The sequence below is a fragment of the Corynebacterium sp. 21KM1197 genome, assembly GCF_033783015.1.
In the GTDB taxonomy this organism is placed as follows: Bacteria; Actinomycetota; Actinomycetes; order Mycobacteriales; family Mycobacteriaceae; genus Corynebacterium.
This window is the reverse complement of the sequence record NZ_CP123907.1, coordinates 1,573,686-1,591,991: the sequence shown is the minus strand read 5'-3', so window position 1 is coordinate 1,591,991 and position 18,306 is coordinate 1,573,686. Positions and strand designations below refer to the sequence as shown.

The following is an 18,306-nucleotide window of genomic DNA, read 5'->3' as shown; positions in this document are numbered from 1 at the left end:
GCTAGAGTGGGTGCATGCCCACCACGCTCCTGGTTACCAATGATTTCCCGCCCCGCGTGGGCGGGATTCAGTCATATCTGAGGGACTTTGTTTCTCGCCTCGACCCGCAGGACATCGTGGTCTTTGCCTCCACGCAGGACGCAGAGGCCGCGCGCAAGCACGACGCGGAGGTGCCCTACGAGGTGGTGCGATGGCCGCGCGCGGTGATGCTTCCCACACCGGCTACGGTGCGTCGCATGTGCGAGTTAATCCGAGAACACCAGATCACCACCGTGTGGTTTGGCGCGGCGGCCCCCCTGGCGGTCATGGGTGGGGCGGCCAAGCGAGCGGGGGCGCGGAGGGTCATTGCCACCACGCACGGGCACGAGGTGGGATGGTCCATGCTTCCTGGCGCGCGGCAGGTGCTGCGCATGATTGGTCGCCACGCGGACGTGGTCACCTACATCTCGGATTACACCCTGAGGAGGTTCCGGCGGGCCTTTGGGTCGGGGCCGCGCTTTGAGCATTTGCCCTCGGGGGTGGACGTGGAGGTGTTTAAGCCGATTGATACCTCCGCGCAAGAGCGCGTGCGCGCGCGGTGGGGGATTGCGCCGGATACGCCCCTGATCGTCTGCGTCTCTCGGCTGGTCCCGCGCAAGGGGCAGGATCAATTGTTGCGGGCCATGCCTCGGGTGCGGGCGTCGATAGGCGAGGCGCAACTGATGATCGTGGGGCAGGGGCGGTATGAGAGCACGCTGCGCACCCTCGCCCGACGTTACGATCCCACCGCGATCTTCACCGGCAGCCTGCCCTTTGCGGAGATGGTGGAGATCGTCGCCACTGCGGACGTGGCGGCCGTACCCGCTCGAACCAGGGGGAAGGGCCTGGACGTGGAGGGCTTGGGCATCGTTTATCTGGAGGCGCAGGCCTGCGGGGTTCCGGTGATCGCCGGGGATTCCGGTGGAGCCCCGGAGACGGTGCAGCCGGACACCGGCTACGTGGTGCGGGGAGGCGACGTCGAGGAGCTTAGCGACGCCCTCGTGGACGTCCTGGGCTCCCCGCAGCAGCGCGCGGAGATGGGTGCGGCGGGGCGTCGATACGTAGAACAGAACTGGACGTGGGAGATCATGTCTGCTCGCCTGCGGCGGCTTCTGGATGTGTCCGATCGTCCCCTATAATGAGACGGTTACCTATCAGCCGTTCTGACGGAGGCGAGAGAGCCATGACCGATACGTCGAGCAGCCTCACCGTGGGCTTCGACATCGGCGGTACCAACATGCGCGCCGGAGTGGTGGACGCCGGGGGGCGCATTATCGACGCCCGCTCGCTTCCCTCGCCGCGCGACGCCGAGGGCATGAGCCGAGGGATCGCGCACCTGGTGGATCTGCTGCGTAGGGATCACGAGATCGCCGCCGTGGGCGTGGCCGTGGCGGGTTTCCTCGACCCCGATTGCGAGGTCGTGCGCTTTGCCCCGCACCTGCCGTGGCGCGACGCCCCGGTGCGCTCCATGCTGGAGGAACGCCTGGGCCTACCGGTGAAGTTAGAGCACGATGCGAACTCCGCGGCCTGGGGCGAGTACCGCTTTGGTGCGGCGCAGGGCGTGGAAACTTGGGTGCTCTTTGCCGTGGGCACCGGCATCGGGGCGACGCTGATGACGCGCGGTGAGATCTTCCGAGGAGCCTACGGCACGGCCCCGGAATTCGGGCACCTCACGGTGGTGCCGGGGGGCAGGCCCTGCCCCTGCGGAAAACTCGGCTGCCTGGAACGCTATTGCTCGGGTACCGCGCTGATGGATTCCGCCATTGAGCTGGTGCATAAGCGCCGCTTTTCCGGCTCGACCCTGGCCGCTCAGGTGCGGCGCGACCCGAATTCCGTGGACGGGCTGCACATCATGCAGGCCGCTCGCCGGGGAGACGCGGCGGGCATGGCGGTGGTGGAGGAGTTCGCCTCCTGGCTGGGCACGGGCCTTTCCATCGTGGCGGATATTCTGGACCCGGAGCTGATTTTGCTGGGTGGCGGTGTTTCCAGGGACGCGGACCTTTACCTGGACCAGGCCACGGAGCAGTTCTCCTCGCAGATCGTGGGAACGGGGTACCGCCCGCTGGCCCGCGTAGCCACGGCGGAGTTGGGAGCGGATGCGGGTATGATTGGCGTAGCCGATCTGGCGCGGGGGCTTGTGGCCGGATAGCCCGCCAAAAGAGACTCAACCCGTCACGGAGGACGAGCAATGCACAATAAATGGTACTGGACTTTCAAATACATCCTGGTGGGGCCGTTTTTGCGCGTGTGGAATCGCCCGAAGATCGAGGGGGTAGAGAATATCCCCAAGAAGGGCTCGGCCCTGTTGGCCTCCTCCCATCAGTCCGTGATGGATTCCTTTTTCTTCCCTCTGATGTGTCCCCGCCAGATCACCTTCCCGGCGAAGTCCGAATACTTCACCACCCCCGGCCTGGTAGGCCGAGCACAGAGCTGGTTCTTTAGCACCGTGGGGCAGGTGCCGGTGAACCGCAACGAGGCCGGTGCGGCCGAGGCCGTGCAGAAGGCCGCGCAGAAGGTCTTTGATCGCGGCGACCTCTTTGGCATTTACCCGGAGGGCACGCGCTCTCCCGATGGCCGTATTTACCGTGGACGCACCGGGGTGGCGCGCATTGCCTTGGCCACCGGGGAAAAGATCATTCCGGTGGGCATGATCGGGACGCGGGAGGCCAATCCCATTGGTTCGTGGCTGCTGCGCCCGCGCAAGGTGAGCATGAAGGTGGGCAAGCCGATCGATCCGCACGCCTATGTGAAGTCACAGGGCCTGGACCCGGATTCCCAGCAGGCGGTGCGCGCGCTGACCGATCACGTGATGAGCACTCTGGTGGAACTCACCGGCTATGACTACGTGGACGTGTATGCCTCCGAGGTGAAGAAGTCCCTGGAGGCGGGCCACGGTTATCCGCGCGGGGCGGAACCGCGTTTTTCCTAATCGGCGTTGCCTAATCAGAGTTGCCTAATCGGCGCGGCGGGGCACTGGCGTGCCGGAGGTATCCGTGTGGTGACGTGGGGCTGTTAGGAGGGGCACGGGATGGGTGCGGCTGGGTACCTGGGAAGTTCCTTCCCAGGTACTATCCATTGTAGGGTTAAACCCATAAGTTTCCTCTCAGTTTCCCGCCTCACGGATAGGACGTTGCGCACTTTCTCATGCTTATGGCCCCGCACCTTGCCAGCACCGCCCCGGTAAAAGCCGGAGAGCAGGGGCGCGTGGCCTGGCCGGATGTGGCCAAGGGGGTTTCCATCCTGGGGGTGGTGCTGCTGCACGTATGCCTGGCGGTGCCCTTTGGCATGGATACCTTTGCCGCGCAGGTCAATCACCTCCTTGACCCGCTGCGTATGCCGCTCTTTTTCCTGGTGAGCGGGGTCTTTTCCACCAAGGTGCTGTGCATGAGCCTATGGGAATTGTTCAGCCGCAGGCTGTGGTTCTTCCTGGTGCCCTATGTGCTGTGGACCCCCATCGAGGTGGGGCTTATGGACTGGCACCGGGCCTCCTACTACGGCTCCGAACTGGCCGACGTGCATTTTTATGCGGAGACGCTGCTCACGGCCCAGAACATGTATTGGTTCTTATACGTCCTGGTGGCCTTTAACCTTGTGCTGTGGGCCACCAGGAGGTTGCGTCCGTGGGTGGCGGTGGCGCTGTCCTTCACCACGGTGTTGGCGCTTCCGCTCAACACCCATTGCGATACGGTGGGCAAGTTCATCATGTACCTGCCGATCTTTATGGTGGGGGCGCACCTTTCCCGCACCGTGCGCGACTTTGCCAGCAGCGCGATGACCCCGCCCAAGATCGTGGGCGCTACCACGGCGTATGTGGCGGGCTTTGCGGTGTACGCCATGTGGTACCTCGTCTCCGCAGACGGTCCCGCGCTCATGGATTGGCCGTTGTGGCCGGGAACCGTGGTGGAGGCGAATGACGTATGGACCCTGGTGCGCACGGTGGGGCAGTTCCTCATGCTGCCCATCGCCATCCTCGCGGCCGTGGGATTATCCAAGGTGCCTTATCTTTCCCCCGCGCTGCAATTCCTGGGCAGGCATACGCTGCCCATCTATCTGGGCCATCCCATTGCGCTGACGATCTTTTTCCACGTGCCTCTGGCGCGATTGGGCGGGGTGGAGATCTCCCTGGAGGCCGAGCGGTGGACGCACAGCACCCAATTTTGGGTAGTGGCGTGCATTTTCCTGGGCTTTGCCGGGGGTGTGATGATGTGGGCCTTGCAGCGTATCCCGGTGATCGGGTGGACGCTTAAGCCGCCCGCCCTGGCTCCGGTGCCGGGAGCGGTGCGCGCGTTCTTTTCCCGAGAGGGGCGTGAAGAGCACCAACCGGGGAGAGCTTCCCGGGAGGAAGATCCCATCAGGACAAGACCTAGACGCTGATCCGTGTGTGTCGGCGCGGGAGCAGGGGAGTAGACTGCGCCGATAAAAGCCGATACATGGGGTGCAGAACAGGAAGGGCAGGAAACCTGAGATGAAGAAGATTCTGGTGGGCCGCATGGTGGCCGCGGTGATACTCATTGTGGCGTACCTGGTGATGGCGGGGCTGGAGTTCCATCACCTAGAGGCCGGGCCGGTGTTCTTTGTACTCGTGGCGCTCGTGATGTTTGTGCCGTTGCCGGGGGCTAAGGCACAAAAACCCCAGGGAATCGAGGAAAACACGGAGCGGAAAGTCGCGTAGCAGCGCTAACCCGGGCAGAAATGGTTAGCGCCGTGCCTCAAGGGGGCGGAATGTCCGGGGGAAGAATGCGGCGTAGGCGAGGATAAGGAGCGCGAGAACCAGATAGGCGTTGCCCAGGGGGAGCGCCCAGAGTGGCCATTCGAGTTCGCGGGCGTCGTTAGTGGGCAGGAGCCAGTGCGGCGCAGCGAGGATCGCTGCGGCGATGGCGGCCGTGAGCGCCATCATCGCGCGGCTTCTACGTGCGGCCGCCCCGGTGACGATGAGCGCGGGAATCAACCAGACCCAGTGGTGTGACCAGGAGATGGGAGAACAGATGAGCGCGATCAGGGAGTTGAGAACGAGAGCGGCGGGCACCGCGCCGACGCTCAGCAGGCGGTGCATGGTCCAGGCCACGGCAGCCACACACAGCACGCTCCCGATGATCCACAGCGTAGAAAGCGTGGCGGGAGGAACCTCTAGGCGATAGAGGAAACCCTGGAGAGACTGGTTGGAGGCGTAGAACGGGGAGCCAATGCGGCCGGTGTTGGACAAGGTGTGCAGCCAATACACCAGGGAATTATGGGGGCTGATGAGCGCGGCGAGGACGGTGAAGCCTAGGCCGGAGCCCACGGCCCATGCCGCAGCCTTCCAATCGCGCTTGACCAGGAAGTACAGGCCAAATACTGCGGGGGTGAGTTTGATGGCGGCGGCCAGGCCCACCAGCACTCCTCGGGGAATAGGCAGCCGCTTGCCCAGAATATCCGTGGACACGATGGCCATGAGGATCAGATTGATCTGGCCGAAAAAGAGGGTTTCGCGCACAGGCTCGGAGACGAGCATTACCGGAAGCGCGCAGGCTGCCCAGGCTAGGGAGTGGAGTTGCGGCGCGCACCAGCGCAGGGTGAGCACCATGACCCACCAGAGGCAGGCGGTGTTAATGGCGAAGAGGAGCACCGCGCCCAGCGCCGAGGGCAGCCAGGCCAGCGGGGCAAAGAGCAGGGCGGCAAACGGGGGATAGGTAAACGGGAGGGTGACGATGCCCATGTCATAATCCCGCTCATAAATGGATTCCCCGTGGAGAAAGGCCTGCGCGCCGGCGCGGTACACCTCAAAGTCCAGGAAGTACCGCAGGTGGAATGGGCCTTGGAAAAGCATGAAGGCCGTGACAAGGAGGAACAGGGCCGCCCCGGCATACAGCGCCCACCGGGGAGGTGAGATCAACCTGAATGATCCCTGTGTTTTATCGTCGCGCACCTGCGTATTATAGGCACATTGCCGTGGCGGTTTGACCAAAAATCCTTCGGCTCACCCCCACGGGGCGGGCAGCGCTGCCGGGCGAACCATCGCGCTGCTTCCCGGTCGATGGGTGGGGGGGAGTGCGAGGGCGAGGTTCGGGCGTCGAGAGGCACGCGCTACTCTCGGTGGGGAGGGAAACCTCACATGATTCCAAAGCCCCGGACGGAAAGGGAATGAGGACCGCCCGTGCGGTATTTCTATGACACCGAGTTTGTGGAGGACGGCCGCACGATAGAACTCGTGTCCATCGGCATGGTGGCCGAGGACGGGCGCGAATACTATGCGGTGTCCACGGACTTTGATGAGCGGCGTGCTAATCCCTGGGTCCGCGAGAACGTGCTCAGCAAACTTCCCAGCCCGCACGCCAAGGAATGGAAGCCCCAGCAGCAGATTAGAAACGAGGTCTACGAGTTCCTCCTCGCGGGGGCGGGCCGCCCGGAACTGTGGGCCTGGGTGGGGGCCTATGATCACGTGGTGCTGGCCCAACTCTGGGGAGATATGGCGGGGCTACCCAGGGAGATCCCGCGCTATACCAGGGAACTCAAGCAACTCTGGGAGATGGCGGGCCGCCCGGAGTTGCCCGCGCCCCCGGCCAACGCTCACGACGCCCTGGCGGATGCGCGCTATAACGTGGTGAAGTTCCGCGCCTGCCAGGAGCGGCTTTTCCTGGGGGAGGATAACCGGGTGCGCGGCGTGAGTTAGCCATGTGAGTGAAAAGCCACATGATGAGGGGCGTCTTGACTACACTGGGAGTGTGAGTTGGACCGTAGATATTCCCAAAGAAGCCCTGCCTGATCTTCCCCCGTTGCCGGACGGTATCCAAGAGGTGTTTGAGGACGTCATCGCGCGTCCCGCTCATCAGCAGCCCACCTGGGACCGCGTGAGCGCCGATAACGTGCGCAAACTCCTCGAATCCGTGCCTCCGGTGGTGGTGGCTCCCGAGGTGCGCGACCTCAAGCAGCAGCTTGCCGACGTCGCCCTGGGCAAAGCCTTCCTCCTCCAGGGAGGTGACTGCGCGGAGACATTTGAATCGAATAATGAGCCGCATATCCGCGCTAACATTAAGACCCTCCTTCAGATGGCCGTGGTGCTGACCTACGGCGCCTCTACCCCCGTGGTGAAGCTCGCCCGCATCGCGGGCCAGTACGCCAAGCCGCGTTCCGCGGATCGGGACGAAAACGGCCTGCTGAATTACCGAGGGGACATCGTCAATGGTGTGGAGCCCACGGAGAAGGCCCGCGAGCACGATCCCGCCCGCATGATCCGGGCTTACGCGAACTCCTCCGCCGCCATGAACCTGGTGCGCGCCCTAACTTCCTCGGGCACCGCAGACCTGCACCGCGTGACCCAGTGGAACCGAGACTTCGTGGCCACCTCGGCCGCCGGTGCCCGCTACGAGGCCCTGGCCAAGGAGATAGAGCGCGGCTTGAAGTTCATGGAGGCCTGCCAGGTGCGCGATGATTCTCTCAGCAGCGCCACGGTGTACTGCTCGCACGAGGCCCTCCTGGCGGATTACGAGCGCGGCATGCTGCGCCTGGCCAAGGATGAGAGCGATACCACCCGGATTTACGATCTCTCCGCGCACCAATTGTGGATTGGTGAGCGCACCCGTGGCATTGATGACTTCCACATCAACTTCGCCGCGATGATCGCCAACCCCGTGGGCCTGAAGATCGGCCCCTCGGTGACCCCGGAGGAGGCGGTGGCCTACGCCGCCAAGCTCGACCCGGAGCGCGAGCCGGGCCGCCTGACCTTTGTTTCCCGCATGGGGTACGGCAAGGTGCGCGAGGTGCTTCCGGGCGTGGTGCGCGCCGTGGAGAACGCCGGGCACAAGGTGGTGTGGCAGTGCGATCCCATGCACGGCAATACCTTCACCGCCTCCAACGGGTACAAGACCCGCCACTTTGACAAGATCATCGACGAGGTGCAGGGCTTCTTCGAGGTGCACCGCGCCCTGGGTACTCACCCCGGTGGCCTGCACATCGAACTCACCGGCGAGGATGTCACCGAGTGCCTGGGCGGAGCCCAGGACATCACGGACGTGGATCTTCCGGGGCGCTACGAGTCCGCCGTGGACCCGCGCCTGAACACCCAACAGTCCCTGGAGCTGGCGTTCCTGGTGGCGGAGATGCTGCGCCGATAATGCCGGTGGCGCTCGCCCCGGGCCTTAGCCCAGGGCGGTGACCACCACGGGGGAATCCACGGAAAGGCTCTTGCCGGGGCGGGGGGATTGGGTGATGATCCGGGCTTGATCGGAAACGGAGCGGCCCGTGTCCAGGGTCAGGCCCTGTTCCTGGGCGATCTTCCTGGCCTCGGAGACGGTCTTGCCCAGTAGCAGGGGAGCGCGCACCTGACCGGGCAGAACCACGTCCACGGCTGTTTCCGCGGGATTGACGCGGCTACCGGAGTTCGGCGTGGTGCTCTCCACCTCGCCATACGTGCCTGTTGCCTCGGGATCAGTGGTGACCTCGCCCAGGCTCAGGCCCTCCTCCGCGAGGCGGGCGGCGGCCTCCTCGGTGCTCATGCCGGAGAGGTTTGGCACCGTGCGGGCGGTAGAAAGCACCAGGCGAACCCCGTCTCCACGGGTGGCCTCGGCGCCGCTTTCCGGCACGGTGCTGCTGACCTCCCCGTAGTCATTCTGGGAATCAAAGGCCCAATCCACCGCGCTGACCTTGAGCCCAACCTTCTCTAGGGCCTTGGTGGCCTCCGCCTCGTCCATGCCGTCGAGGTCGGGCACGTGCACGGGGGCAGGCCCCTTGCTGATCGTCAGTTCGACGGTGCTGTGGGTGGGCACGGCCTCCCCGACTGCGGGGGAGGCGGAAAGCACACCACCGGCGGGAATATCATCGGAGTATTTTCGGCCTGCCACCTGCGAGGATAACGTGCGCTCCTCGAGGAGTTGCTGGTATCGCTCCGCATCGGCCCCCTCGGGAATGGCGGGAACCGTGGGCCTGCCCTGGGACACCAAGACCGTGACCTCGGAGCCCCGCACTGCTTTCTCCCCGGCGGGATCGGTGCCGATGATATGGCCCTGATCTATCTCATCGTCGTAGACCTCGCGGGCGGTGGCCTCAAAGCCTGCCTCTTGCACGGCGGCGAGGCCATAGACTCTCTCCGTGCCGATGACCTCGGGAATCTCGCCGTAGCGCCCGGAGCCGAGCCACCATCCGCCCAGGGCCACCGCCCCGAGGATGACCGCGAGGACAGTGAGCCAGGCGGCGAGCCCGATGGGGGAGCGATTGGTGTAGGGGCGAGTCGTGGGAGTGGCGGGGGGAGCCGCAGGGCGCGGCGGTGGTTCGGGGGCGTACTCGGCCTGGGGCAACGGGGAGGGTGCCGGGGCGGGCTCCGGGGTGGGAGGAGCGGCAGGGGGGACGTCGGGAAGCAAAAGGGCGGTCTGCTCCGGGTTATCCTGCGGCGGCTCGTCGGCGGGCGCGGGGTCCGGCGGGGCGATCACTCCCGTGGCCATCATCTCCGTGGGTAGCGAGCTGGTATCCGTGGGAATCTCCGCGGCGCGGTGAGCGGCGGAATTACGCGGCAACGGCACCGTAAAGGGGGGTAGGCGCAGGCCCTTCACGATCTGTTCGGTGGCGGTGAGGAACGCGGGCGCGTCCGCGTAGCGCTGGGCGGGATCGCGCCGGGTGGCCTGGGCCACCAGGGCGTCAATCTCCGGGGGAATGCCCTCGATGATCTCGGAGGGCGGGGGAACGTCCCGGTCGAGGCGCTGGTAGGCGCGTTCCAGATCGGTGCTGCCCTGGAAGGGGGTTTCCCCGGTGAGCAACTCAAAGAGGACGATGCCCGCGGAGTAGACATCGCTGGCGGGGCCGAGTTCCGAGCCACGCACCTGCTCCGGGGAGAGGTAGGCGGCCGTTCCCACGATGTGCGTGGTGGTGTGCTGCTCGGAGTCCGTGGCGCGAACCAGTCCAAAGTCCGCCAGTTTGACGGCGTGATCGGCGCTGATGAGCACGTTATCGGGCTTGATGTCCCGGTGAATCAGACCGCCGCGATGTGCCTCGGCCAGGCCGGTGAGCACGGCGCGCATGACGGAGAGGGCGGCGTGCGGCGGCATGGGGCCGCGCTCGGCCACGAGTTCCCGCAGGGTGCCGCCGGTGATGAGTTCCATGACCAAAAAGACGTGGTTGCCATCGGAACCGAAGTCATATACCCCCACGATGTGCGGGTGATTGATTCGGGCCATCGCGCGGGCCTCGCGGCGGAATCGCTGGCGGAACACGGGGTCATCGATGTAGCGATCGTCCATGACCTTGACGGCCACGGCGCGGCCCAGGCGGAGATCCACGCAGCGATACACCGTGGACATGCCGCCACGAGCGATCGGTTGATCTATCTGGTACCTGCCCTCAAGGACATCTCCCACCTGAAGTTGAGCCATGGCCCCAGTATGGCCGAAGGCACAGGGGGAGTGGTAGCCACATCGTCTAAACTCGGGTGCCGTGAGTGTTCAAAGTGTGTCCTCTGCCGTTCTTCCCGCATCTGAATCCCTCCTGACCCTGGAGGAAACCTCCGAGCGGCTGGGAATCCTGGTCACCCGCGTGATTGACATGATCCGGGACCACAAGATCATCGCCATCAGGCACGAGGGCGTGCGCATGATTCCCGAGATTTTCCTGGGAGATAAAGGAACGGTGCAGCGCTTTGTGCCCGGCGTGATCGCGCTGCTTTCCGACGGCGGCTATAGCGACGAGGAGATTATCCGCTACCTCTTTACCGAGGATGATTCCCTCCCTGGCAGGCCCATCGACGCGCTGCACGGGCACCTGGCCCGTGAGGTTATGCGCCGGGCGCAGGCGATGGCGCTGTAGGCCGACGAAACAGCCAGGTGGTTAGGCCCCAGGCCACCAGCGTGGTCGAAAGCATCCACAGGGGGTTATACAACTGGTGATTGCCCGAGCCGGTAAAGGCCAGGGTGACCACGATGGAGGCCGCCGTGGTCCAGGGCAGGACCCAGCGCGGCACAGGGGTGACGGCCACGAGGGAAATGAGGCTGGCGTAGTACCAGGGCAGGGTGACGGAATTAAACACAAAGGCCACGCAGTACGCCACGGCGATACCGCGCAGGGCCTGGATGGCGGAGGAACGGAAGAACCACCAGGCCGCCACCAGCCCGAGCCCCATGAGCACCACGGAAGCCCGGCGCAGGAACTCCAGGGGGACGTTGAAGGTGAGGGAGGCGTCGAAAAGCAAAAGAAAATCCGTGGCCACCCCGGCGAGAAGGGAGGGAAGCGCCAGGGGATTAATCACCTTGGAATTGCCGGATATTTCCGCCAGCCAGCCCCAGGAGGACTGGGAGGCCCAGGTGATCGCCGCCACCACGCCGAGGGTGAGCGCGGCACCTCCCGCCGCGATTCCGAGGAAAGCCGCGCAGCGCTTGAGCAGGGGGGTGTGTGGCGAGGTGTAATGCCGCAATGCCATCCAGACGACGAAGGGCAGGGCGAAGGCCGCGGTGGCCTTGAGCGCCACCGCCACCGCGATGAGAACGATCGCGGTGGCGTAGCGGTGATACACGGCGCAGACGAGGCCGAGGCTCACGAGCCCCACCATGATGGACTCGTTGTGCATCCCCCCCACCAGGTGCAGGATCATCACCGGATTGGCCGCGCCGATCCACAAGGCGGTGGCGGGGGGAGCATGAAAGGCCCGAGCGAGGCGGGGAATGGACCAGGCGATGGCGGCGAAGCCCGCGATGGAGAGCAGCTTGTATAAGACGATGCCCGCGGTGATGTTATCGCCCACCAGGCGCGTGATTCCCTCACCGATCCAGAGGTGAAGCGGGCCATACGGCGTGGTGGTATTGCGCCAATCGTGGGATACTTCCAGCAGCATGGGGCCGGGGTTGATGGCTGCGCCCTGGGTATAGGGGTCAAAGCCATCGCGGAGCATGGCCCCCTGCATGAGGTAGGAGTACACGTCCCGAGAAAGAATGGGGGCGGCAAAAACCAGGGGAAGCACCCAGGCGATGAGGCTCCGGCGCACCTCGTGAAGCCGCTCGGCGGGTGCGGCGAGCACGCGCCTGCCCAGGAGCACCCACGCGGCCACGAGCAGAAGGATGCCGACCCACAAAATAGTATTGGCCAGGCCCGCGCCGTGCCCGTAAGAAAAGAAATCAAGACCCAGGGCGTGCAGCACGCCGCCCCGATTGCGAGTGGCCCCACCGCCAAAGGACCCCAGGGCGATGAGCGCGGTACCGAGGGCCCCCAGCGGCAGTGGGCGGAGAGAAGGCGCGGACATGGCTGTACTTTCCGTTTTACTTCCGACGCTCCGTGGAGCGGATAGCCAGATCCCGCAGAGCCGAACGCACCTCGGGGGAGATTGCCTCCACCTGGAGATGTGCCACCCCGGAATCCACGAGGGAGGAGATGCGGCGCTCCACCTCTGCGAGCGCCCCGGATTCGGTGATGATCTCCGAGAGCCGGGCGAGGGCGGGAGCATCGAGCGGTGAGCCGACGCCGCGCCGCAGTTCCTCGGCGGCCGCCGGATTGCGCTCATCCGTGGCGGCGAGGGCGAGCGCCAGCAACACCGTGCGTTTGCCCTCCCGCAGATCGTCTCCGGCGGGCTTGCCGGTGACGGCGGGGTCGCCAAAGACCCCCAGCACGTCATCGCGGAGCTGGAAGGCGATTCCCACGTCGCGCCCATAGCTCCGAAAGGCCTGGATAACCTCGGGGGTGGCCCCGCCAAGGGCGGCCCCCAGGTGCAGCGGGCGCTCGATGGTATAGGCGGCCGTTTTGAAGCGATTGACCGATTCCGCCAGGCCAATATCCTCGCTGGCCGTGGCCTCTAGGGTGATGTCCAGCAACTGGCCGCCGATGACCTCCGTGCGCATACCGCGCCACGGCTCGCGCGCGCGGAGTAGGGCGGTGTGGGAAAGGCCGGCGTCATGCAGCATGTCATCGGCCCAGGTCAAGGCGAGGTCCCCGACGAGGGTGGCTACGGACTGGCCAAAGTGCGCGCTCGCACCCTGCCAGCCGGAATTGCGGTGGTGGCGTTCCATGCGGCGGTGCACGGTGGGGGCGCCGCGCCGGGTATCGGAGGCGTCAATGATGTCATCGTGAATGAGGGCGCAGGCCTGGATGAGTTCGAGCGCGCTGACTGCCTGAAGCACGGCGCGGGGGTTCTCCGCCCCCTCGCCCTGGGCTAGGCTGTGCGGGCCGTGCGGGCCGTGTGCCCCCAGGAACCCCGCCCACCCGTAGAGCGGGCGAATGCGTTTACCGCCGCCGAGCACAAAATCCCGCAGGCTCTCCGCCGCCTCGGCCACGGGCGCGCCGATGGCCTTGACCTCCGGCAGCCGGGAATCGAGGTATTCGGTGAGGATTTCCTGGGTTGCGGCGGGAATATCGCTGAGCGTAAGCGAGCGGGCGTCATGAGCCACGATGAGGATAGTCCTTTCCGACAAGAGCGCGGGGTGATATACACACGATACCTAGCCGGTGGGACTTTCCCGTGCTGGCAGGGGCGATGCGAGGGGTAGGGGCGCCCCCAGCACGGCAAATGGGCGGGAATCGCCGGGAAAATAGAAGGATCGCAGCACGTCGCGGAAGCCAAAGGAGCGATAGAGGCGAAACGCGCGGTTCGCCTCCCCCGGAACCTCTGGGGTGGAGAGAAGTGCCGTGGGCTCAGGGAGGCCGTCGAGGAGGCGGGCAAGAAGATTCCGGCCTACCCCGCGCCCCTGATAAGCCGGTGCCACATGCACCTCCGTGACCTCAAAGTAATCGTCTAAGAGAGTGGCGGAATGGTGGCGATATAGCAGGCCCCGCTGCACTTGTTGATGCCACCACGTATCCGCCGAGCCGTGAAAACCGTAAACAACCCCCGCGATGTGCGCGGGATCTGCTTGGTGGATCGGGGGTGTGCGCGGGGCGCTTGGCGACGCCCCCGCTGGCTCCGAGGGGGCGACCTGCGTCCGAGAGGCGCGGGGCGGGCTGAGCACGGGGGTGTGCAGTGCGCAGAAGGCGCGGAACCCCGGCAAGGTGCTGTCCTGCTCCCACGCGGCGATCCGGCTTTCGCGGAGGCGGGCGGGGTATTTCATGGCATGGAGATAGACGTCCACGAGGAGGGGTGCGGCGGCGACGAACTCGGTGGGCGTGAGGGCATGGATAGACAGGGGCATGGTGTCTATGCAACCACGTTGGTGTGCGCGGTGCCGAGGCAGGAAGTATGAAGCCAAAATCGAAAATGTGTTCTATAATGCGGGTGGGGTTGTCCCGCGCGGTGTTTAGGGTGAGCGGTGTCAATGAGGGCATGGCACGCCTGGGCTGGGTGCTCATGGCTGTGAATGATTCCGCCGCGGTGTGCGATTGAGGTAAAGGAGAGAGGAAATGGCGCAGGTAATTTCTGCTACGGCGTTGGGGGCATATCGTGGACGTTATCGCGCCGCGCACTCCGTGGGGGGTGGGGCGAGAGGACTTTATGGATAAGGCGAGGGGATTGCTGGCTCAGGCCCTGGCGGAGAATGAGGCCGGTCAATACGGCGAGGCCTTTGAATCCGCGTACCGCTGCGCCCTGCGCGTGGCGGGTGCGGTGCAGGCGGGTGCCCCGGTGGCGCGTCGCCGCCGCGCTCCCGGCGGGGCGTGGGCTCGGTTGCGGTTGGTAGACGGGCGAGGAGGTTATTGGGCGGATCGGTTTGAGGCGTTTTCGCGCCTGCGCTCTCGGTGGAACTCCGGGCTAGAATCGCGGATAGAGGAGCAGGTGGCGCATCAGCTGCTGGATCTGGCCTCTGCCTTTCTTGCCGAGGTGGAGGCGGAACCCGTGGCTCTTGCGGCTGCCGCCTAGTGGCGGTGGGCATCAGGTGCCGGGAACACATCTGCGCTCCACGTCGTTGAGAACATAGTGAGCAGCGAACGGCCGGAATATATTGGGAGGAATCGTGTCGCTATCAGAGCAGGAGCAACGAGCGCTTCGGGAGATTGAGCAATCCCTCTTGGCGGAGGACCCCACCTTTGGGTCCTCGGTGACCGGGGCGCGCGGTGTGGTTGGTGCTGCTCCGGGGCGAGTATTCCGTGGTATTGCCTTGGGGGTGCTGGGGCTGGTCATGCTCATCGGTGGTGTGGCCTTAGCGCAGAACTCGCTGTGGTTTATCGCTTTGAGTGTGGCGGGATTCCTCTTGATGTTCGGTGCTGGTGTGTGGGCGCTTAGGGGTTCCGGGGACGCGGTAATTTCTTCCGGTCGGGCGGCCGGTGGGCGCGCCGGGGTTCAGGGAAAGCCCGCGGGTGGTTCCACGATGGCGAGTCGCATGGAGGAGGACTTCCGGCGCCGCTTTGAGTAGGTCGTGGCGGAAATAACTAATTGAGGGCCCTGTGCTCGCCCCTTGGATGGGGTGGGCGCAGGGCCATCGTGTGTTTGGGGTGGGAGCATCATGTGTTCCCCCACTTTCCCCACCGAGATCCCTCGGTGGGGTCTTGGTGGGTGGGAATGGGCCGTGGGGGAGCGGTGTGGAACCAGGTATTTCTGGGAAAATGCCAGTTCAGAGTGTAAAAGGATGCTGTGAGTATCGGCGGGGTGTGGCTGTGGGGTGATGCCTTTTTCTTATGTCTGGAACGTGTACATAATGTGATGGATGTTGCTGATGTTGTTAGTGTGATTGGGGTGTGGGGAGGGTGTGGAAATATCCCCCACGGGAAAAATAGAGCCATGACCTGTGTTTTCTGGTGTCTTGTGTGACTAAAGTGGCCTTATGGCTAGTTCTGGTGGGGGGAAGTGGGGTAGAGTGGGGCGCACTGGTTGATGTTGGGGAGTGAGAACTCTCCGGCACCGGCTAGGGGAAGGGAAGCCGGTCCCGTGGCAAAGAGTGAAGGAAGGTGGTTCCGGGATGTTTCTCGGTACCTATACTCCGAAGCTCGATGACAAGGGGCGTCTCACTCTCCCCGCCAAGTTCCGCGAGGAACTGGCGGGTGGATTGATGGTTACCAAGGGACAGGATCACAGCCTGGCGGTCTATCCGCGCGAGGAGTTCGCGCAGAGGGCGCGCAAGGCTGCGGCGGTCTCTCGCACCAACCCGGAGGCTCGCGCGTTTATCCGTAACTTAGCGGCGAGCGCCGATGAGCAGCGTCCAGACGGCCACGGCCGGATCACGCTCTCTGCGGCGCACCGAAACTACGCGGGTCTGACCAAGGAGTGCGTGGTGATCGGCTCGGTGGACTTCCTGGAGATTTGGGATGCGGAGGCTTGGTCTCAGTATCAGCAAGAAACGGAAGAGGCATTTTCCTCGGCGGACGCCGACGATGTCCTCGGAGGTTTGCTGTAGAGGCCGGTTGAGAGCATCGCGGCGGAGTGCGCGGAGGACTCTGCCCGATACCGAGTGTTCTGGTGTACTTCCCCGACATCAGAGCCCTCGGATGATCCGGGTGGGGCCCTGCACGCACTCGCTCACACACGGCGGGCGAATGGCTGCCCGGGAGACACAGAGGACACCGGCAGGAAAGGGGGATAGCGGTAACGATGAACGAGCACAAGCAGGAATACGGCGAGCGGCTTTCGGAGAACCACGGGCACGTGCCCGTGCTACGCGATCGCGTCACGGCCCTCCTTGCTCCTGCGGTGGAGGCCGCGAGCGATCACGCGGTGATCGTCGATGGCACTCTTGGCGCCGGAGGCCATGCCGAGCATTTTTTGCGGACCTTCCCCCAGGCGGTGCTTCTTGGCTTTGACCGCGATCCGGTTTCCCTGGAAAACGCCACCCGGAGAATCACCGAGGCGGGTTTTGGCGAGCGATTTTACCCCGTTCACGCCCGGTATGACCAGGTGGCGGAGGTCCTGGACGGGGGCGAGGGGCCGATCATTGATCGTGCTCGCTCTCACGGGATCGCGGGGGCGCTGTATGACCTCGGCGTTTCCTCCATGCAGCTCGACCAGGTGGAGCGGGGTTTTGCCTACCGGGTAGACGCGCCCCTGGACATGCGCATGGATCCCACCTCGGGCCGGACGGCGGCCGACGTGCTCAATACCTATAGCCATGGGGAATTGGCCAAGGTGCTCAAGACCTACGGGGACGAGCGCTTTGCCGGAAAGATCGCCTCCGCCGTGCTGCGGGAGCGAGAAAAAGAGCCTTTTCATACTTCCGGCAGACTGGTGGAACTCCTGTATGCGACGATTCCGGCCGCGGCCCGGCGCACCGGAGGGCACCCCGCCAAGCGCACCTTTCAGGCGCTGCGAGTGGAGGTGAATGCGGAATTGGCCTCCCTGGAGGCGGCGTTACCCGCCATCACCGGCAGCCTGGGTGTGGGCGGCCGAGCGGTGTTCATGAGCTATCAATCCCATGAGGATCGCCTGGTCAAGAGGTATTTTTCCGAGATCACCGCCTCCACCACGCCGCAGGGTCTGCCCGTGGATTTGCCGGGCACGCAGCCGAGTTTCCGGCTGCTAACCCGTGGCGCGGAAAAGGCCACGAAACAGGAAATTGACGATAATCCGCGCGCCGCACCGGTGCGAGTGCGCGCCATTGAGAGAACCCGAACAGACGCCGAGAGCACGATCCCCGGAGGATACCGATGAACTCCCACAGCGAAACGAGCGCTCGTCGTAGCCGAGACATGAGCATGGAGGCCACGACAGGTTCGGCCACTGCTCTGCTGGAGCGCGACGGACGTCGCAACGCGAATGGCACGCGCACCGCTCCCGCCGCTCCGCGCCGCACTCTGCGCAACCCCGTGCGCCGCGTGGTGCCCAAGCCCGCCGTGGGTCGGTTGGGCTCTCGTCAGGTGGTTTCCGTGCGCGGGCGCAGGGTGGCCACGGCGCGGCAGTCCTCCCGGCTGACGCGGATTAGCCTGGTGGCCATCGTGCTTTTGGTGGGGGGCGTGGCACTGGCTATGGCGCTCTCGGGCATTTCTACCCAGCAGACGTTCCGCTTGCAGCAACTCACCGCGCAGGAAAAGCAGCTGGATAACCAGATTGAGACGCTCAATCGCGACGTGGAGACCGCGCGGAGTTCCTCAGAGTTTGTCCGCCACGCCAATGACAACCGCATGGTGGTTCCGCAGCAGCCCGGTATCCTGGCCGTGGAAGAAAACGGTGAGGTGACCGAGCGCCGTCCGGCAGAGGGAGACTCGCGCCCGATCGTGGACGTCAATGGGGCACCGACGCGCGCCAACGCAGCATCGAGTAACCCGGACAAGACCGAGGGAATGGGTGAGAACCTGGAGGCCCTGCCGCAGGGGCAGCAAGCCCCGCAGGCGGGCCAGACGGCACCGGCGCCGCAACCCCCGGCTGGCGGGCAGGCGCAGCCGCCCTATCTGAATTAACGATACGAGCACTAGGGAAGGTGGCATTGGGCAGTGAATCCCCCTCGTGATCGTCGCACCCCGGCGACGCCCCGGTACTCCACCGGGGCGTCG

General features: G+C 64.9%; 18 protein-coding genes. 13 read left to right on the top strand and 5 right to left on the bottom strand.

The features are described from left to right. Positions 1 to 14: 14 nt before the first annotated feature. The 5 genes from OLW90_RS07710 (at position 15) to OLW90_RS07690 (ending at position 4,690) form a co-directional block, all read left to right on the top strand. A complete protein-coding gene (locus OLW90_RS07710; RefSeq protein ID WP_319649515.1) occupies positions 15 to 1,157 on the top strand; it encodes a glycosyltransferase family 4 protein in 1,143 nt (380 codons plus the stop codon). A gap of 44 nt (positions 1,158 to 1,201) precedes the next feature. After that, positions 1,202 to 2,167, top strand: a complete 966-nt coding sequence (locus OLW90_RS07705; RefSeq protein WP_319649514.1) for an ROK family protein — start codon at positions 1,202 to 1,204, stop codon at positions 2,165 to 2,167. 39 nt (positions 2,168 to 2,206) lie between these two features. Further along, positions 2,207 to 2,947, top strand: coding sequence for a lysophospholipid acyltransferase family protein (locus OLW90_RS07700; protein ID WP_319649513.1), 741 nt, complete (start codon positions 2,207 to 2,209; stop codon positions 2,945 to 2,947). A gap of 221 nt (positions 2,948 to 3,168) precedes the next feature. After that, on the top strand, positions 3,169 to 4,392 hold the full coding sequence (locus OLW90_RS07695) for an acyltransferase family protein (protein ID WP_319649512.1): 1,224 nt from the start codon (positions 3,169 to 3,171) through the stop codon (positions 4,390 to 4,392). Between the two features lie 91 nt (positions 4,393 to 4,483). Beyond that, positions 4,484 to 4,690, top strand: coding sequence for a hypothetical protein (locus tag OLW90_RS07690; protein ID WP_319649511.1), 207 nt, complete (start codon positions 4,484 to 4,486; stop codon positions 4,688 to 4,690). 24 nt (positions 4,691 to 4,714) lie between these two features. Here the strand turns inward: OLW90_RS07690 and OLW90_RS07685 are convergent, their stop codons facing one another. Beyond that, positions 4,715 to 5,890 (bottom strand): glycosyltransferase 87 family protein, encoded by a 1,176-nt coding sequence (locus OLW90_RS07685; protein WP_319649510.1) that lies wholly within the window; start codon positions 5,888 to 5,890, stop codon positions 4,715 to 4,717. Between the two features lie 261 nt (positions 5,891 to 6,151). On the opposite strand from OLW90_RS07685, the gene OLW90_RS07680 reads away from it, so the two are divergent. After that, positions 6,152 to 6,667 carry a polyadenylate-specific 3'-exoribonuclease AS gene (locus tag OLW90_RS07680; protein WP_319649509.1) on the top strand — a complete coding sequence of 172 codons (516 nt, stop codon included), beginning with the start codon at positions 6,152 to 6,154 and terminating at the stop codon, positions 6,665 to 6,667. 52 nt (positions 6,668 to 6,719) lie between these two features. Continuing rightward, positions 6,720 to 8,108 (top strand): class II 3-deoxy-7-phosphoheptulonate synthase, encoded by a 1,389-nt coding sequence (locus OLW90_RS07675; RefSeq protein ID WP_319649508.1) that lies wholly within the window; start codon positions 6,720 to 6,722, stop codon positions 8,106 to 8,108. Positions 8,109 to 8,132: 24 nt separating this feature from the next. Here OLW90_RS07675 and pknB read toward each other — a convergent pair whose 3' ends face one another. Continuing rightward, positions 8,133 to 10,355 carry a Stk1 family PASTA domain-containing Ser/Thr kinase gene (gene pknB / locus OLW90_RS07670; RefSeq protein WP_319649507.1) on the bottom strand — a complete coding sequence of 741 codons (2,223 nt, stop codon included), beginning with the start codon at positions 10,353 to 10,355 and terminating at the stop codon, positions 8,133 to 8,135. A 61-nt stretch (positions 10,356 to 10,416) separates the two neighbouring features. Between pknB and OLW90_RS07665 the strand changes: the two genes are divergently transcribed. Further along, positions 10,417 to 10,785 carry an Rv2175c family DNA-binding protein gene (locus tag OLW90_RS07665; RefSeq protein WP_319649506.1) on the top strand — a complete coding sequence of 123 codons (369 nt, stop codon included), beginning with the start codon at positions 10,417 to 10,419 and terminating at the stop codon, positions 10,783 to 10,785. Here the strand turns inward: OLW90_RS07665 and OLW90_RS07660 are convergent. Genes OLW90_RS07660 through OLW90_RS07650 form a run of 3 tightly spaced genes read right to left on the bottom strand, consistent with a single transcriptional unit; the run spans position 10,754 to position 14,087 of the window. Further along, positions 10,754 to 12,211, bottom strand: a complete 1,458-nt coding sequence (locus tag OLW90_RS07660; protein WP_319649505.1) for an alpha-(1->6)-mannopyranosyltransferase A — start codon at positions 12,209 to 12,211, stop codon at positions 10,754 to 10,756. The genes OLW90_RS07665 and OLW90_RS07660 overlap by 32 nt on opposite strands. 16 nt (positions 12,212 to 12,227) lie before the next feature. After that, positions 12,228 to 13,373, bottom strand: a complete 1,146-nt coding sequence (locus OLW90_RS07655) for a polyprenyl synthetase family protein (RefSeq protein ID WP_319649504.1) — start codon at positions 13,371 to 13,373, stop codon at positions 12,228 to 12,230. A 27-nt stretch (positions 13,374 to 13,400) separates the two neighbouring features. Beyond that, positions 13,401 to 14,087: an N-acetyltransferase gene (locus tag OLW90_RS07650; protein ID WP_319649503.1), complete on the bottom strand. Its 687-nt coding sequence runs from the start codon at positions 14,085 to 14,087 to the stop codon at positions 13,401 to 13,403. A 299-nt stretch (positions 14,088 to 14,386) separates the two neighbouring features. Here OLW90_RS07650 and OLW90_RS07645 point away from each other — a divergent pair, with 299 nt between their 5' ends. The 5 genes from OLW90_RS07645 (at position 14,387) to OLW90_RS07625 (ending at position 18,213) form a co-directional block, all read left to right on the top strand. Further along, positions 14,387 to 14,749 carry an SAV_6107 family HEPN domain-containing protein gene (locus OLW90_RS07645; protein ID WP_319649502.1) on the top strand — a complete coding sequence of 121 codons (363 nt, stop codon included), beginning with the start codon at positions 14,387 to 14,389 and terminating at the stop codon, positions 14,747 to 14,749. A gap of 94 nt (positions 14,750 to 14,843) precedes the next feature. Continuing rightward, positions 14,844 to 15,242, top strand: a complete 399-nt coding sequence (locus OLW90_RS07640; protein ID WP_319649501.1) for a DUF3040 domain-containing protein — start codon at positions 14,844 to 14,846, stop codon at positions 15,240 to 15,242. A gap of 543 nt (positions 15,243 to 15,785) precedes the next feature. Continuing rightward, positions 15,786 to 16,220: a division/cell wall cluster transcriptional repressor MraZ gene (gene mraZ, locus OLW90_RS07635; RefSeq protein ID WP_319649500.1), complete on the top strand. Its 435-nt coding sequence runs from the start codon at positions 15,786 to 15,788 to the stop codon at positions 16,218 to 16,220. A 194-nt stretch (positions 16,221 to 16,414) separates the two neighbouring features. Beyond that, positions 16,415 to 17,467, top strand: coding sequence for a 16S rRNA (cytosine(1402)-N(4))-methyltransferase RsmH (rsmH, locus tag OLW90_RS07630; protein WP_319649499.1), 1,053 nt, complete (start codon positions 16,415 to 16,417; stop codon positions 17,465 to 17,467). After that, the gene (locus tag OLW90_RS07625; protein ID WP_319649498.1) at positions 17,464 to 18,213 is read left to right on the top strand and encodes a hypothetical protein; all 750 of its coding nucleotides are present in this window, start codon (positions 17,464 to 17,466) and stop codon (positions 18,211 to 18,213) included. Before rsmH ends, OLW90_RS07625 begins: the two co-directional genes overlap by 4 nt. Positions 18,214 to 18,306: the final 93 nt, after the last annotated feature.